We start from the raw sequence: 17,210 nt of genomic DNA on the forward strand, positions 1-17,210 counted from the left end.
CATCACTAAAAAAGTTAGATACGTAACCTATTGGTTACCAGAAATCTATTGTCATGAATAATTCTTAATATTTTATTCTGATCATCGTTTTTTACAATTGAATGCTTTAAAAATACAATTACATCCTTATCCTAAATCACTCATTGACTAAAGTCAATTTATAAACTAATATTGACTACATGTTAACTGGTATAAAAAAACTCTAAGCATATGCTTAGAGTACAGAAGAGTTATTTTGAACTTGATACGCAAACACTAATCGCCGCACCGCTTCATCCGTTCTGAAATATTTCACATCCAGTTCATTTTGTGGTAGTCGAACACGATCGAGTCCATCACAATCCTTAAATATCCGATAGAGCATCCATGCACGTTCTCTCTCTTGCCTTAAATGATGCATTCTCATTAGAGCTTCACGACACTCCTCATCGGATTTACAGTGATATTCGAAATGATGCATCCTCATTAGAGCTTCACGACATTCCTCATCGGATTTACAGTGATATTCGATTAGAAGCCTAACAATGCCAACCTCTTGAGAGCTTAGTTTATGGATCTCATAACCCGATTCTTCATCTCTTTTGCGTTTATCCACGCTATTGATTTCCAACATCGGATATTCATATGCAATCTCTCTCGTATACTGTTGCCAGCTCCATTCACCATGCATGGTACAATGAGCATCATGCCTTCTCCCAATATCATGATAGATGCTTGCATTTGCCAAAATCGCACGATCTCTGCTTGATAAACCTAATGCTCTGGAAATCGTTATCGCATGAAACAGCACCCGTTTTACATGTGGAATTCCATGGATCCCTTCTGGATTTTTATAATGTTCGGGCTTTATAAATGTATTCTTGTACAAAAAATACTCATCCATATAACCCTCTCTCTGCAATACTTCCCACTCATCCCCCAGTAAAGTCATGGGTACTTCTTGGATATCCATCAACTTCTCTGGGAAAACAATAACCTCATTCTCGTTTCGATGACTAAAATAAGCCAACACGTCTGATTTTAGCACTTTAGCTTGATATACCTTCGCATTTAGGTCTGAACGAATTCGTGTTGCAAAAAAACAAGCAACATTCAAAGAAGTTGTCCAACTCATCGACTCTGAATAAGGCGTTGAATCGCCTCCCTCGCCCCGATATATGGTCATCAAATCCTCACTACATAGTTCATCCAGATGATCTCGCAGTTCTTTCTTGTATTCCTTAGGCTGGTGTTGCCACACATTGCGTACTATTTCGGGGTCAACCAAGGTATGCCCATAATCAAGAGATGTATAAACATCTTGAAATAAATCAAATTTATCCTCGTTTTGTACTTTCCAATACATCTCATTAAGCAATAAAATTTTCGCCTGTTCGTCTGTAAATACAAAAATGCGTGAATAATTCTTGTCTTTCCAGGCTCTGGCTGACTCCTCCTTGATCACGTCTATTTTTTTCTTTACATCAAACATCTCGAAATATTCTTTTGATAATACATCAAGGTTAATGTACACGGGAAAATCATAATAGCAATAACACGGCATCGTTTTATCAATAACGTACAAATGAGCTGGATTAATGCTGTATGTATTCGAAATTTCCTGAATATCTTCTTCTGTTGGAAAATGAGAGATTTGGTTATCGAGACGCTGTCGTACATCATTCGACATATTAAGCAAAGGAATCATCTGTTGTTTGGTAAAGGGTTCTCGCAAAGATTTAATCAAATTTTTCATCATTACCACTCCCATCCTGTCTTTTTAAACATTATCACAATACACAAAAAGTGTAAATTATAATTAACGAATTAAAGCTCAAGTGATATATTTTGTGGTTTTGCGTAAAATACTTTGACGTTTATAAACAAGGGGGATATTTCTACATGACAACAAATTTTAATGCCCAGCAACGTATAAAGCAGCTTACAAGTGAAATCCGAAAACATGATGAGCTTTATGATCAATTCAAGCCTGTAATTAGCGACCAAGAATATAACAATCTTTATTATGAATTACTGGACTTGGAGAAACAATATCCTGAATTTATAATCCCTGATTCTCCTACTCACAAAATATACACTGTTCTGGTAGATGGTTTGGAGAAAGTAAGACATAGCTCTTTTATGGGCTCTCAGGAGAAAATGAAAACCTGGGATGAAGTGGTTTCTTTTATGAATCGCTATGAGGGGAAGGTCTTGGTTCAACACAAGCTCGACGGAGTAACTATTGTATTGACTTACATGGATGGGCTACTTCAAAAGGCAGTCACGAGAGGGAATGGTGAAATCGGTCAGAACATTATTCACACCGTTCGTACGATAAAAAATGTACCTGCCGTTATTCCATTTAAAGGTCGTTTGGAAATTCGTATGGAAGGCATCATACCATACGCTGAATTTGAACGTATTAATGTCGATGGAACGTATTCCAACCCCCGCAACCTGGTGAGCGGTACATTAAGTCAGCTTAATGCCAGCATCGCTAATGAAAGAAACGTACAAGGTATCGTATTTGACATCGTTGATATTGAAGGCATGACCTTTAATACCATTAGCGAACAGTTAAGATTTTTGAAAAATCAAGGATTTACAACCGTAGAATCTGTTACTTTTGAACAAACAATCGAAGGACTTTCTCAAATGAATGCTTATCTTCAGGATATGGAGGCAAATACTCGAAAAAGCCTTCCATTTATGATTGATGGTCTCGTTATTAAATTTGATCAGCTTTCTGCAAAAGAAAAACTCGGGAACACCTCAAAACATCCTCGGTGGAGTGCGGCTTATAAATTTGCTTCCCTGGAGGCAACAACAACTATTTTGGGCGTGGAGCATTCGGTTGGACGAACAGGACAGATTACCCCTGTTGCTTTACTTAACACCGTGAACATTGACAGCGTTGACGTATCAAGAGCCTCTCTTGCAAACTATGGCACGATTGAGAAAAAAGATATTCGAATCGGTGATCGCGTTTTTGTTATCCGAGCAAATGATGTGATTCCGCAAGTGACAGCATCCATCAAAGAGATGCGTACAGGTAATGAGCTACTAATTCAGACTCCTACTTGCTGCCCTAAATGTGGATCGCCAACTGAATTCGTCGGCGCATATCTTTACTGCCGAGGCGAACAATGTTCACCACAGTTGCAAGGTAAAATCGAGCACTTTGCTTCCCGAAAAGCATTAAACATTAATAGTTTAGGGACAAGCACGGTTGAGCTCTTTTTTAAAAAAGGGATCATTCGCCACTTTTTGGATCTCTACAATCTCCAAGATAAAGAAGAGCAAATTTGTTCTTTAGAAGGGTTTGGAAAAAAATCGTTTGCGAAACTTCAGAAGGAACTTGAGCGGGTTAAAAAGGAACCCCTTCACAAGGTTTTAATTGCCCTTTCCGTAAAACATCTTGGCGAAACGAAGTCAAAGGATTTGTCAAAGGTATACAAGGATATGGATGCAATTATGAACGCTTCAGAGGATGCAGAAACTTTCAGAGCATCACTCCTTGCTTTACCTGATTTCGGTTCTGCAATCACTGAAAGCATCGTTGCATTTTTCACAAGTGAAGAAGGGCGAAGCCTGATTCGGAAGATGCAAGCGATTGGATTTACAATGAAAAGTGAATTCGACACCAATATAAAAAATGAAAACCTCCCTCTTTCTGGACAAACTGTTGTTGTGACAGGAACCCTGGAAAGCTTGGGACGAGAGGAAGCCAAAGAGAAACTGGAAGCCTTAGGAGCAAAAGTTTCTGGATCGATTAGTAAAAAGACAACTTTCGTTGTCGTGGGCACAGGAAAATCGAAACATGACAAAGCTATCGAGCTTGGAGTTAAGGTTATTTTTGAAAGTGAATTCTTGCAAATGATTTCTTAAACATGACAAATAAAAAAGAACTCTCTATTATTGAGGGTTCTTTTTTTACACACAATAAAAAACGCTAACTCTATTGAGAAAGCGTTCTTGTTTTTAAGCTATCGTCTTTGCATCAAAATGAGCCTGCGTTTTTTCAACGACCACACTCATTCCTTCACAGATTTCATCAAGCTTTTCCTCCCGTTCTACCTCTTCTACAGGGAGTTCAAAATACAAATCAATCGAGTAACCATTTTCATCTTTATCGTAGTAAACTAACGACATATCATAGATAAAAAGATCTTTTGGGAAATCAAGGGTTTCCATAAATGGCTTAAAGATCGCTGTCAGTCGTAGAATGGCGAATTTCTCCACAAACCCCCGACGCTTCATCAGTTTGAGTAAATCCTTCTCTTCAACTCCAAAATAGTTCATCGTAAACTCTTCATTCACGCAGAACTTTTTCGTTACTAAAATCACTTCTTTATCCACAACACTTTCTGAATGTAGCATATCCAATCCATGGGAGGCTAATTTATCATTAAGTTTTGAACGAATGATTTCAAACTCAGCAAATATTTCTTCCTCTGTTTTCAAGAAGTTTGTTTTTGAATAAAGATATTCTTCAAACGAAGTTGCCGTTGTGGAATCTTCACGAATAAACATATATGTGTCCATATCTAACACTTTATTTTCAACCATTTGTTCTAATGCTAAGTATAACGAGTCTTTTACGATTTTGGGATACTCCTTCATCAACTCGCATTTGTATTGAATCAAATCCATTCCTCGTTGATTTATTCTATTCATGCACACCCTCCTCTTTTTTCAATTTTCGTATATCATAAGGTAAGCAGCTTGATTTCATTCTTTGAAGGTATCAGATATTAATATATTTAAAAGATTATCCATTTCCTTAATTGATACCTTTCATTGGGAATACTCTAAACCAAACTTTTCCGAGAATTTCACTCTTATCAACAAAGCCAACTTCTGAACGACGGCTATCCATACTATTTCCGCGATTATCCCCCATAACGAAAACTTCATTTTTAGGAACGATCGCGTCTATATCTCCAAATGTTTCTACTCCTTTTAAGTAAGGTTCATCGATGAGTTTATCATTTATATACACTTTTCCATCTTTGACTGTGATCTTCTCTCCACCTGTGGCAATGACTCTCTTAATCAGTATTTTTTCTCCAACCAGATGGCTATTAAATACAACAATGTCACCATGGGACGGATCGCCCGTTTGATAAGCAACTTTATTTAAGATCAGATAATCATTGTTTTCTAAAGTAGGATACATCGAACGCCCTGATACCAGGGTAGGCTTAATAAAATAACTAATTACCAAGGTAACAAAAAAAGCGAAAAGTATAACTTTAAACCAACTGAATAATTCCTTTTTAGCTGAAACTCCTTGCTCACCCGTATATTCCTTGTGTTCGTGTTTCATAATACACTTCCTTTCTCTTTACTTTTGTAGCTGCATAAGAGCTTTCACGATTTGTTGTCGAACACCTAAAAAATTTTCCTTTGTCACATCTACATTCATCTGATAGTGAGTCTGAATATTGTAAATACTCTCCCCTTGATGGACAACTTTCTTCTCCAATTCTTTGGGCTTTGATGCAAAAGCAAAACATTTTTCAAAAATCTCTTTTTCATTTGGAGCATGTACACGTATTATTTTGTCTACGTCACGATCTTCATCCAGGTTCGGATACTCAATTTGATTCGAAACAATGATATAAATTTCGATTTGACTATTCGGATTGGAACCAAAAGAGATCTGATAAAGGACTGTATCTTTGCGGAATGTGGTCAGAGATTGTTCAATCGACTTATCTAATCGATTTTTTGCTCCATGAATATTAAATTTAGATAAGAAATTAGCATCAAACAAATTTTGTTTCAGCATGGGTTCCTCATCTCTTAATTCTTTCAGTTTTAATTCCAATTCATAAATTTCAGCAAAATGATTTTTTAACTCAGTCATCGCATCGCTCACAAGTTTTGGCATGCTGATACTTGTAATACTCAAGATATGATCTTCAAAAACCTCAATCAACTCACCAAAGTCAGTAACCAAGATAATGGAAGCTTCTCCTACAGCAAGAACAATACCTCTTACATTGCGAAGAGCCGAGTTATCACACTCAACTTCAAATTGTATCCGATTGTTTAATTTGATATCACTAAATCTCAATCCTCCATCCTCCTTTAGAATATTTTCTATAGGAATGTTCCATTTGACACACCTGATGTATTGTAGAAAGATACACTTTGAAATAATCAACATTTATCACCATGACTATTCCCAATACCGTCTAAGCACAAAAAAACTGGCTTAGTAAAAGCCAGCTCTACACTCATGTTGATTCAACTACAACTTGAATTTTAAATCATCAAATATGGCAACGAATACTTTAGCTATATTTCGTGCATCGTCGATTCCCCGATGATGTGTCCCTTCGAGTGGAATATCCAGCATTTTGAGCGCCTTTTCCATCCCCACTCCACGTTCAACACGTTTGATTTCTGACTGGGGTTTACCAGCTTTCTCAAGTTTTTCTTTTAACATACCGCCGTGTTGATGCTTGATACTAATGTGATTACGCAACCAACTCGTTGGCAGTTTATGCAATTCACAATCTGATTTCAGTTGTTTTTTGTCGTAAAATCCCCAAGAACAAAGCCAATAGTCTGAGCCTATCCATGATTGAAATTTTTCCAATACTTTTTCAAACGATTCTGCAAGATCCACGTCCTGCTGTTCAATAGACGTTAAATGCTTACAAAAGTCTGATAGTTGTGAATAAAGCTTGGGTTTGACAAAGGCTTGAAATTCACTTTTAAATTTGACGGATATTAATTGCCTACAACCTTATCTTTGTTATCGCTTGAAATACATTTTCTCCGTAATATTGATGAATATCAAGACCAAAGTCCGGCAGTGAGTATTTTAGGAAGTAACGAACACTATCCAAATCAATCATTATCAATTTCTCCGCAGAGCTTTGAAGAACATCCGTAAAATACTCCAAATTACCAAGCTTTATTTCCTCTGTCGATTCAAGAATCGTATCAATGACATCGGCTGCTCCAAGTATTTTGCCTTCGATCGTATCGTCTTTGGCTTCCAGCGTGAATTTTCGAAATTGTCCCATCCAATTTTCAGGTAAGATCTTCACTCCATATTCTTCTTCATATATGATTTCTTCCAACTCATCAACGGCTTGGCGCATGGCAGGTGTTCTGCGCTTGGTGTGACTTAAAATATCTCCAGTAATTAGCTCCAATTCATCGTGCGTAATTGCTTTTTGTAAAAGTACACCCATATCTACATCATGACCGAATTTGTCCATTTCCAGATATGCAAGAGACTGAGCAATTTTAGCTACGGACCAAGAATGCTCGGCTACTGATCTTTGTTTGAATACATATAAATTTTGATATCGTTTTAGATTCATTAATCCTCTAATCTTTGACAAATACGTTCCTAAAAACATTTTTCCTTCCCCCTCATTATAAACATTGTTTTCTCCTTCAATCCAATCATCACAAGAGTCTTTTACTAAGCGGAATTTAGCTCGCGATCTGAAACTATACTGCTCGTCGGGTTTTATAAACACCTAAATGGGATGGGAACATTTTCGATTCAATCCATTTCGGATAACATTCTTCTACAAAATTTACGTCAAAGAAATCAGCTACCTCCTGGGAGTAAGGCATGACATTGAGGCTCGAAAATTCCATATAATCGTCTTTATCATTTTGCACAAAGAACACACCGTAGCAATTTTGAGAAAGTACATCACCATGGATAATGATCGCATTCATTCCTCTGATTAAGGTATTAAACAATAAGAAAGGTATGGCTTTATCGCTTAGTTCTTCACATACATATAAATAATCGGAGGGCTTGTATTTAAAGATGGAACTTCGCGCACGTTCTTCTTGCCATTTGCGGATCATAATACCTCCTGTGCCTGTCCCGCCCTCATACGTAGTCCTTTTGTCTCCACCCGTTATCTTTGCAAGCAATTCAGCCACGCACATCGGGGTAAAGTCTTGTTTCAACCATTTCCGATCCGCGTGTTCTTCTTGAAAGTAATCATGAAACCAATCGTATGACAAATTGAAATTGAATGCTTCAAGGAATTTCACAAAGACCTCTTCTCGTTTCTTTCGGTCATATAGTATTTCCATAATTTGAGCTGGGGCTTGGTTAGAATCATGAATACCCAGCAGTTTATTTATGTTCATTTCTCTTCCTCCACAATGGTTAGACACCATCCACAAGAGTTTGTAGTACCGCTTCGAAACTTTTTTTCTTATGTATTGTTTCTCTCTCGCAAGATGTCTAAACAACTAAATTTATATTATCTATAGTCAATATATCAAATAATATATTATTTAGTCAAATATATTTGTGAAATTTTATTCTTTCGGTAAAGCAAAAATTTTCAAAAAAAACGCCCTATATAGGGCGCCCAAATCTCAGTCATTTGTTTAGTTTACGTCGTTACAAATTAACTTACTATGCTTGATATATTTAAATGTATCATCGACATATTTTTGTAGGTCTATGAACGTCACTTTCTCAGCAAATAAGTAAAAGCAATTTTAGACCATGATTCAAACGAATCGAAGTGCGTCTCCAACTCATCTTCGTGAATCCACACCCCTTTTTGAACTCCGTCTTCCTGTGTCTCAATTTCATTGGTGTTCAAATCAATCTGGTACACGATACCCAAATGATCACAATCTACACCTTCATCTCCCTTAATAAGTCCTTTAAGATGAATAGAGTTAATCATCGAATCATCAATCGCAGCTTCTTCGTATAACTCTCTCATCAGACCATTAAGGATCGTTTGGTTGAGACTTGTCGAATCGATATCCTCTGCACCAACATGACCACCCAGCATTCCCTTTTTGCCAATTAAACGAAGTTCTCCACTTCCCGTTTCTCTAAGAATAAAAAAGTATTTACAACCATGTTTAACAATCACATAAGGGATTGGATGGCGATGCACAGGATCATATTCAAGCAAACTTCTCTTTCCTACTTGGAAAGCCAGAAGGGGTAAAGTTGCTACTTCCGAGAATCCAACAGGAATATCGAGCAAATCCTTTTCTTTAAAATAAATAATGGACTCTTTGTTGCTTGGTTTTCGATACTCCAACCATTCAGCTTTCAATTCATTCCAGCTTGTCCATGGGTGTGTATCGATTTCATACTCATCACGTTTATTCAATATATTTTCAAGTGTTTCATTTGTAATCCAAAACTTGCGATTTTCGATGATCAATTTATTCAGCTCCTTATCATGTTTTGTTAGTCTAACACGTTCTACTTCGTTTTGTAAAAAATAACCGATCACTCTTTCTTCCATTCATTTATTTGGGGAAACATCGCTCTTAATTCATCTACGGACAAAGCATCATAACAAACTTCTCCAGGCATTGGAAACTGGCAGTGACAACTTAGCAGTATGGGATAGTTCATCTCAGCATTGATGGCTGTTTCGATCTCATTCAACTTCTGCATGATCCATGCAATAGCAACCGATTCTGACACATTTTCAACTTTTACTAAAAAAGTTTCATCAAATAGTAGTTGCTGATACTCATTAAGAACGATGATGGAGCAAAGATATACACAAGCTTCAGACTTCATCTACACATTCCTATACAGTTTCAAGACTAATATGAAGTATACTTAGGGTCTCCTCGAAATCCTCATCAATAATTGCGTCAATCAGCGGAAGCATACATTTCCACCTGAGCGAGTTTCGATAAGCTTGATGAACATACAAACTTATTTTTTCAGCATAACCATATGGTTTTAACAATCGACTAAATGACGATTTTTCTTGTATTACCTCCATAAGAAGATCGCATGCCACCTGAGGTTCATGTGCCTCTAAGAAAGGAATATATACCTTGAACCAATCTGGAAAGTCGTAATCATCAAGCAGTATCTCAAAGTGGGTAAGCGTTCGTTTAGCATGCTTTTCAATAATTCTCTCCATTCGATAATCCAGGTTTTCACCTCGCTTCTCTTTTTTGGCCTGTTCATAAATATTGTTCGCAAGCAGGAGAAAGAGTTCTTGTTTGCTTTGTGCATCGGAGGAAGTAATTTGCATAGCAACAGCCTGCTTTAATCTGTGGTTTACGGGTTTTGTCGAACAACGATCTAAAAAGTATGCTAAATTACCCATTGCAATGATACCTTCTTTTATTAGTCCAGCACGAGTCATTGCCTCTAACAAGATTTTAAAATCGCGTTTCAATTGTTGAGTTACCATTTCCTTCTCTCCTTTCAGTAATGAACTTTGCTCTCTATCTTACGCAATCGTTCCAAGCTTCATAAAAAAAGGTGCGTCTCACTTTGTTTTAATTCAATATGCTCATTGCTCTTAGAGATAAACACAAAAAGAGACCCTTAATTTGGCGGTTAGGGTCCCTTTTTTTTTCGGAAAAATCATATAAACACTCATTACGAAAATTGGTAAGGAGTCCATCAATATTTTAGCTCGTAGAACATTATAGGTCAATGTGGAACGTTATATAACCGTATGGAATGCTATTGATGAGATCTGAAAGAAAACATGTATGTAAGACAAAAATACTGAAAATGCAAGACAACCAGTAAGACAGATTGGTGAACTGACAACAATCGATCAAGCCGTAATAGTTCTGGCGGCTTGACAGCAGTTAGAGATGGGGAACCTGACCGCCAAGGGCATTGAGTACAAAAAAACCTACTTTTAAGAAGTAGGTTTTTACAAGTCTATAACAAACAAGCTTCGGGCTCAAGTGTTTGCGGTGTAAGCATGTTGTAAATCTCCAGCAATTCATCACCTGTTACAGGGCTGTCGTCAAATCTAATCGTATCTTCGATTCCAAGTTCACAGGCATACCCATATATGATAGCCAGTACATTTTCTGCATTCTCCCACATCACTTCAGTGTCATGGCTACTTTCACCAACATTCAGAATTCCTAAACGAATCTCATCGATTTTTTTATTATTAAAAATGTTCTTTTGAGCAATCCGTTTAGCTGACTTCCTAAGTGCGCCCAGTGTTTTCGATGACACCTTGTCTTTATTCTGCAAAGCTCTCAACGTTCTTGAAACATAGAAAAAAGCATCATTCAATGTATTTCCAATGATTTCATAGAGTGTAGTGACTGTCTCTTGTTTGAGTCCATCACGAATTTGCTCTTGGATCGACTCATCAAACATATTGATGTTTTCCGTGACTGGAAATGCCTTGGCAGACAATGTCATATAAAAACTTTCCTTATATTCCTCTTTAGAAGGCAATTTCGAAATGATCGATTCAAAAACAACCTCCTTATCAATGGAATTCAGTTCGTCCAAGGAGATTTTTAAGATTTCTTTAAATCTGTGAAGCAATCCCTCCCAATTCGAAACAATTTCATCTCGAATTTCGAAATATTCTTTCTTCTTTTCTTCAAATTCTTTTTGATATTCTTTATATGCCTCAATAGGCATAAAAGTTTCATCATACCCAATGCAGTATCCTCTTCTTTTTACTCGAACAGAGCTATCTACACTTGTCAGTTTTTTCTCATAACTTTCCGGGAGGAAACAAAGTCTCCCCATTTTGATATGTTCCTTCATAAACTCTTTAACCTGATCTCCCTTTTGAGTTACATCTACCCCATAAAGTTTGGGACCAACAACTATATAGTTTCGTTTACGTCCAATATGCTCCTTAACAATCAAACCTTGAGTACGTAAGTAGCTGCCTAAATCCTCAATACCCACAATCATACCCTGACTCTTCAGATCGTCAATTAACTCATTCGTTTTCTCAATATTAAAGCCAACAGAGTTAACACTCTTTACATTATCAATTTTTACCATAATTAAGTTTCACTCCTCAATAATTGTGTATGAAGATGAGATGCAAACTCCTACCTCATGGATAACAAATCAACCTTTTAAACATAAGTACCTAAATACATTTGCTTTTTAAATAATTTAGCAAATTGATCCTCTGCACCCGCGTGTCTTTCTAAGTATTCAAAATTACCCATTTGGAAGTTGAGGTTTAAGATAATGCCGAAGGCAACCGCTTCTCTTGAGCGTGGAACATGCAAAGCGCCCCATTCAGATCTACCTTTGGATGATCCGATGACATGTTCCAACATGAGTCGCTGCTCATCCGAAAAATTCAACTTACCGATTTCCTCCCAAATCACTTTTAGGGTTAGATAGGCATCTTCAAACATTTCACCTTCGGTTGTTTTCTCCACTCGAACACCGTTCATTCGAAATGATTTCGTTCTCCCAACAGCCTCCAGAATACAAGCCGTTGTTAGTAAATCTTCACTCAATTTTGCCACAATACCATCTGTATGGTGATTCCATTCATTAAAAACCGAGGCAACGGCTTTCACTAAACGGATGGAGCGAACAACGTAGGCTAAGGCTCCACCCTCAAAGCTGTACCCGCTCATCATCGCTGCTGGGGCTTTAAAATATGCCTCATTGATTTCAGGTCGGGCGAATACTAAATGAAGTAACTTTTTTAATTTGAGATCTTTAATCTCTGAAATAGCACCTCGAAGTTCCTCTTTTAAACCTTCACTGTCAACCATTTCGTGGGTCTTCCTTTCTACAACCTGAATGGAATGAACTTCAATATGAATAAATTCATCAGATTGGGTACATTTTACATTTGCTTCAATGTACATTCCATCTTCCATTTCATCAATCACTGGATATAGCTCTAACTCGTTCCAGATTTTCGCATATGCTGAACTTCGACTTTGATCTGTCACTTTCAGATGGATCCATGGTTCCTCATTATTCGTTTTTTTATATTTTTTATCTTTAATAATCGTTCCTTCAATGATAGCTTCTTGTCCTTTTTGCAGATCTTTAATTTTGGTCTTCATTTAAAAACTCCTTCCTTTTTTTGCGGTTTAATTTGATGTTTTTAAATATTCTTTTGGATATTTTCTTCACAAAAACCAATGTATGATTCAAATAAAGAACAATCGTTCCTCCTCAATTTGTTAAGCTCCTATATTTTATTGTCTCCGAGCGTATTTATTCAGTTTGCATGCTTAAACCAGGTTTCTATATTTCAACTATTATATTCATCATTTCTCATATAGTTGATGTATTATGTATGAAATATATATGCATTTTATATGAATGAATTATATAACTTCATCTTACTCAATAGAATATAAGAGTTTAAGTTAAACAGATTGGATTTTGATCTTATGTATAAATAGGGAGGAATCTGAAATGGAAAAGGCGATAATTTACAGTTTCGAAAGTGGAAGACGCTTAGAGTTCGGAGAAAAAAAGGAACCAGAGAAAAAACGTGTTCGCATTCTTTGGAATCGTATTGTTTTAGCTCTTGTATTGATTACTCTTTTAATTTATGGGACATGTAGCATGGTATCTGATTTAATCTATCACGTTCCTAAATGGATCAACACTCAAGAACAATATTCCATCGGTCAAGATCTTAGGAACTATCAGCAGGTTAAAGTCATTATTCAATCAGGCGATACAGCTTGGAACATTCAAAGTAAACTCACGCCAAATGAGCGAGACATTCGTCACCCTTTGTATTTAGCACAGACCTTAAACCCTGGCGTTCAAATGGGGGACTTGAAGGCTGGACAAATCATCATCTTCTTAAAAGAGAAAGAACTTAAAGCATTAACAGCTAACGCATCCCAATAAGACGAGCATCTCTCGTCTTTTTTTGTTGGTACTGCTTTTTAGAGTGACTTAGACATCTTCCAAAGCATAAAACGAAACTACTAACGTACAATACAAGGACATGTCAAGGACGAAGGGCTGAAAACCGAGACACGGAAAAATAAAAGGTTTAAGCCCTTCACATACATACATAAAAAAACTTTCTGTCTCTTTAGGGCAGAAAGTTTTTTATCATTCATTCTATTCTATTAGGGAAACATTAACCCCGCCTTATCTACGAGCCTGTCTTCGTATAGGGATAATCGCAGCTTGCCGAACTCCATCTTTCTCAATATCAGGTTTTATATGCACATGGTTTACCGTTTCTAACGAGTGATTTTTTTTAGGTTCGCTTAGCACGATTCGCATCGCCTCCTCGACCGACCATCCATATTCCATTACATATTGGACTGAGCGATTCGAGAATTCTTCAATGCTGATATAACGATCTTTGTAATAAATGAAGTACATAAAAAGTGTAAAGAGCAGGAAACCCAATATAGCTCCATTCATACTCATATAATTCAATCTCATACTTTGCATAAGCGGTGGAATCTCACTTTTTTCAAAGCTAACATATTGCAATGAAAAATTAATAATCAGTAAAACAGCTCTAAACATAGCACCAAACCATAGAGCCGTGTACATTACACTCAAGAATGACCCTTTCGTTTCCGTACGATAGTGCTTCCTATAGTAGGCTCTGATCTTCCCTCTTTTCATCAACGGCTTTACAAAGCAAGCATGTATAAATGCCATCCCAACAATAACAGCATCCATGGTTCCAAGGAAGTCCGGAAATTCTCTATTAAACAGGACCATAATCAAAAATGGAACATGCATGAAAAGAAAAAAACGGATGTACTCCGTACGGAATAATAGTTTTAATTCAGGATGTCGCAAATATGGTGCATTCCCTATCTTTACATTCGACATACTAACCACACTCTTTCTTTTTATTTACTCCTTTGATTTTTTCGTAATGTTTTCACCTGTTCAGGAGTCATTACTTGATTTAGGTTTGATTCAGACTGTTTGAGCGCTTTCTGAATATCTTCCTCATCATACCCATCTAATTTCATTTGTAACTCTTTCAAAAGTGCATCCTTGTCTACAGCCTTGATTCGATTCCCTGCGTCTGCAATTGCCTTCTGAATCGTTTCATCAATTGTATTTTTCAAGTCCTTTGTATTTAATACACTATGTTCATCACGTTTTTTTACAAAACTACCATAAGCAGATTGCACCTTTTCATTTGCACTCGCATTGAATATTTGGTTTAGGTGGAGTTTGTGGTTTAAATCATCCACTCCCCAAACAAAACCCATCATAAACAAGAAGTAAATAACAACTCCAATAATTATAAACTTCATAAACGATCTAACCAAAAAACTAATAACAACAACAGCGATAATAGCGATAACCACCAATGACAAGAAGTTAACATCCACTTTCATCCCCACCTCCTAATAGGTTATAGAGGTATTGTATGCAACTTGCCCTACTCTAAAAGATAAGGGGATCAAGAGTGTAATTATATTTTATTCAATTATATATCCCATTCAGAATTATGTAAATTATTTTTTACAGAAATTAAAAGTACACACTAAATTACTTCTATCTTTTTTTATAACCATATGGAATTGAACCCTATTATAAAAGAAAAAAGCCCCATAGAGGCTTTACATAACAGTTGAAAGTGAGAACATTCGTAAACCTGCAATGACTATAGGAGCTGCACCTAATAAAATGATCGCCGAAAATGGAACAACCATCGATGCCTCCGAGTATACCAGGCGAGTAATATCATTTCGTCTTTTAAGCGTATTGGTTTCATGTATTAAAGATTTCATATTGCTATCCATAATAGAAATACACTCTTCTCTTGCATACGTCCCAATGTCCTCCAGTAAATTGAACATTTCTATAAATCGTGCATTTTCAAACTGTGAACGAAGATATTCCATCCCCTCATGCTTATTACGAAGATACATCAAGTAGCCCCGTTCAAATACTTTCTTGTGATAGCTATTCAATTTCGTCAGTGCAAACAAGATCTCTGTCACTGTCTTATTAGAACGAAGCATCAAAATCGTAAACATGTGAAGGATTGGGAGATCTTTATTACTGTTCACCAGCTCTTTTTTTGCCTTCTGGCGCAAAATGATGCCTGGAAATAACGAAAACGCGAGGTATAAAATCGAAGTGATGAGGATCATATCAATGGATACTCCCTCTTCACTTATACGCGTGGTATCTACTTTCAGAAGCCAGTGAAATAAAGATGGAAGCTTGTCGATGAGACCAATGGTTACGAAAATCAACAGGATCGAAGCAAAAAATATGGCGACTTTGAATGCCATAAAACTTTGAACAGTAAATTTTTTATTATATCCCGATTGTATAAGGAGTCTCTCCGTTTTTCGACCTTTGTTCGTTAAGTTTCGATCATCCTCAACAAACCACTTAAAAGGGATTGCAAAAGACATTCGATATACCAGATGATAAAACGTACTCTCAAAAGTAATATCATTTGTCGGCAAACTTTTATTTGATTTTGTCTGGAGCAACAGAGTTAGAATTACCCCCACCCACACCATAAAAAAAATCGAGTATATCATGATACCGTGCACCCTCCTTACATTGTTTTTTTGGATAGCATCAAGTTAATGATGAACGTACCCATAATCGCAGTAACGCCAACAATGAGTAACAACATACCAGCAAAGGAATTAAAGAAAAATTCAACCGCGTACTTATTGAATATGAGATTCAGAATCAATCCTGAAATTGCAAATACGCCCAAACAGGAATTCAAAATAACAGTGGCTTTACGTTCTGTGATTCGCTTTTCTTTTAGATGATTTTCATTTTCCATCATTTCCGCAAGATTCGATAAGTTCTGAATGACATCTGCTTTTTTGCTTTGTTCCTTATAACTTAAAAGTAAAAACGTAAAGGCATAAATCCATGTATCATTTAGTTCATCAGCAAATTCCATCAAGCTTTTTTCGTAATTCTCCGTTACCATTTTTCTCGACAACTCTAAGAAATAAGAACGAAGGGGTTCTTGTAACGTATTACTTGTCTCCAACATAACCAATTTCAGATCATTCATTTTAGTCATGCTTTTAATCAAGTGTTTAATGGCAAGGGGAAGTTCCTTCTCAATGTAAAAGTGAATATTAATCGTCATCAAGTTTAAAATCTTATTCGCAAACCAGTGAACTAAAAATGGAAAAATGATAGCCAGCAAAAATTTTTGACTGAACACAAAAGCCAAAAGCAATCCCCATTCTGTTGCAATGATAATGAAATACAGCAGGTCTGCTCGATTTTTACTGGATTTAAATGTGTAATAAAGTGTTAAATTTTGTCTAAGCTTCTTATATAACATAGGATTAAATCGTTTTATTTTTGTTTTTTCTTTTACTACAACCTTAGATAGATTGAATAATCCGGTGATTTTTCTCTGACTGATCAATCCTTTCGTTAAGAGGTATAGCGATCCTCCCATCAATAAAATAAACAGGATGTTGACGAGATGATTTCCTGCCTCTTGAATTGCTGATTGTACGATTCCCATCAT

General features: G+C 36.5%; 18 protein-coding genes. 2 read left to right on the plus strand and 16 right to left on the minus strand.

Features of this window, described 5'->3' with window-relative positions:
* Positions 1–214: 214 nt before the first annotated feature.
* Positions 215–1,735, minus strand: coding sequence for an HD domain-containing protein (locus JOD82_RS08265; RefSeq protein WP_209948151.1), 1,521 nt, complete (start codon positions 1,733–1,735; stop codon positions 215–217).
* Between the two features lie 146 nt (positions 1,736–1,881).
* Here JOD82_RS08265 and ligA point away from each other — a divergent pair, with 146 nt between their 5' ends.
* Positions 1,882–3,870 (plus strand): NAD-dependent DNA ligase LigA, encoded by a 1,989-nt coding sequence (gene ligA, locus JOD82_RS08270; protein WP_209948153.1) that lies wholly within the window; start codon positions 1,882–1,884, stop codon positions 3,868–3,870.
* 93 nt (positions 3,871–3,963) lie between these two features.
* On the opposite strand, the gene JOD82_RS08275 is transcribed toward ligA, so the two are convergent.
* The 11 genes from JOD82_RS08275 to JOD82_RS08325 form a co-directional block, all read right to left on the minus strand.
* Positions 3,964–4,659, minus strand: coding sequence for a hypothetical protein (locus tag JOD82_RS08275; protein ID WP_209948155.1), 696 nt, complete (start codon positions 4,657–4,659; stop codon positions 3,964–3,966).
* A gap of 106 nt (positions 4,660–4,765) precedes the next feature.
* Complete coding sequence (gene lepB / locus JOD82_RS08280) at positions 4,766–5,311, minus strand: signal peptidase I (protein WP_209948157.1); 546 nt, start codon at positions 5,309–5,311, stop codon at positions 4,766–4,768.
* 18 nt (positions 5,312–5,329) lie between these two features.
* Positions 5,330–6,064: a hypothetical protein gene (locus JOD82_RS08285; protein WP_209948159.1), complete on the minus strand. Its 735-nt coding sequence runs from the start codon at positions 6,062–6,064 to the stop codon at positions 5,330–5,332.
* A gap of 177 nt (positions 6,065–6,241) precedes the next feature.
* Positions 6,242–6,727, minus strand: coding sequence for a 3'-5' exonuclease (locus JOD82_RS08290; protein WP_209949107.1), 486 nt, complete (start codon positions 6,725–6,727; stop codon positions 6,242–6,244).
* A 7-nt stretch (positions 6,728–6,734) separates the two neighbouring features.
* Positions 6,735–7,367, minus strand: a complete 633-nt coding sequence (locus JOD82_RS08295; protein WP_209948161.1) for a YfbR-like 5'-deoxynucleotidase — start codon at positions 7,365–7,367, stop codon at positions 6,735–6,737.
* Between the two features lie 94 nt (positions 7,368–7,461).
* On the minus strand, positions 7,462–8,124 hold the full coding sequence (locus JOD82_RS08300; RefSeq protein WP_209948163.1) for an SAM-dependent DNA methyltransferase: 663 nt from the start codon (positions 8,122–8,124) through the stop codon (positions 7,462–7,464).
* A 329-nt stretch (positions 8,125–8,453) separates the two neighbouring features.
* Complete coding sequence (locus JOD82_RS08305) at positions 8,454–9,245, minus strand: NUDIX hydrolase (protein WP_312887670.1); 792 nt, start codon at positions 9,243–9,245, stop codon at positions 8,454–8,456.
* Positions 9,242–9,541 (minus strand): hypothetical protein, encoded by a 300-nt coding sequence (locus tag JOD82_RS08310; protein WP_209948165.1) that lies wholly within the window; start codon positions 9,539–9,541, stop codon positions 9,242–9,244. The genes JOD82_RS08305 and JOD82_RS08310 overlap by 4 nt, the downstream gene beginning before the upstream one ends.
* 10 nt (positions 9,542–9,551) lie before the next feature.
* Positions 9,552–10,172 carry a hypothetical protein gene (locus JOD82_RS08315; protein ID WP_209948167.1) on the minus strand — a complete coding sequence of 207 codons (621 nt, stop codon included), beginning with the start codon at positions 10,170–10,172 and terminating at the stop codon, positions 9,552–9,554.
* A gap of 485 nt (positions 10,173–10,657) precedes the next feature.
* Entirely contained in the window at positions 10,658–11,761 is a 1,104-nt protein-coding gene (locus JOD82_RS08320) for a hypothetical protein (protein WP_209948169.1), read from the minus strand.
* A 77-nt stretch (positions 11,762–11,838) separates the two neighbouring features.
* Positions 11,839–12,798, minus strand: coding sequence for a metal-dependent phosphohydrolase (locus tag JOD82_RS08325; protein ID WP_209948171.1), 960 nt, complete (start codon positions 12,796–12,798; stop codon positions 11,839–11,841).
* Between the two features lie 358 nt (positions 12,799–13,156).
* Between JOD82_RS08325 and JOD82_RS08330 the strand changes: the two genes are divergently transcribed.
* On the plus strand, positions 13,157–13,603 hold the full coding sequence (locus JOD82_RS08330; RefSeq protein ID WP_209948173.1) for a hypothetical protein: 447 nt from the start codon (positions 13,157–13,159) through the stop codon (positions 13,601–13,603).
* A gap of 249 nt (positions 13,604–13,852) precedes the next feature.
* On the opposite strand, the gene JOD82_RS08335 is transcribed toward JOD82_RS08330, so the two are convergent.
* From JOD82_RS08335 to JOD82_RS08350, 4 genes are all read right to left on the minus strand, one after another.
* The gene (locus JOD82_RS08335; protein ID WP_209948174.1) at positions 13,853–14,557 is read right to left on the minus strand and encodes a hypothetical protein; all 705 of its coding nucleotides are present in this window, start codon (positions 14,555–14,557) and stop codon (positions 13,853–13,855) included.
* A 20-nt stretch (positions 14,558–14,577) separates the two neighbouring features.
* Positions 14,578–15,078, minus strand: a complete 501-nt coding sequence (locus JOD82_RS08340) for a hypothetical protein (RefSeq protein ID WP_209948176.1) — start codon at positions 15,076–15,078, stop codon at positions 14,578–14,580.
* Between the two features lie 225 nt (positions 15,079–15,303).
* Entirely contained in the window at positions 15,304–16,242 is a 939-nt protein-coding gene (locus JOD82_RS08345) for a hypothetical protein (protein WP_209948177.1), read from the minus strand.
* 17 nt (positions 16,243–16,259) lie between these two features.
* Complete coding sequence (locus JOD82_RS08350) at positions 16,260–17,207, minus strand: pilus assembly protein TadB (protein ID WP_209948179.1); 948 nt, start codon at positions 17,205–17,207, stop codon at positions 16,260–16,262.
* Between the last annotated feature and the right edge of the window lie 3 nt (positions 17,208–17,210).

The sequence above is a fragment of the Paenibacillus sp. 1182 genome, from assembly GCF_017833915.1.
Taxonomy (GTDB): Bacteria; Bacillota; Bacilli; order Paenibacillales; family Paenibacillaceae; genus Paenibacillus; species Paenibacillus polymyxa_D.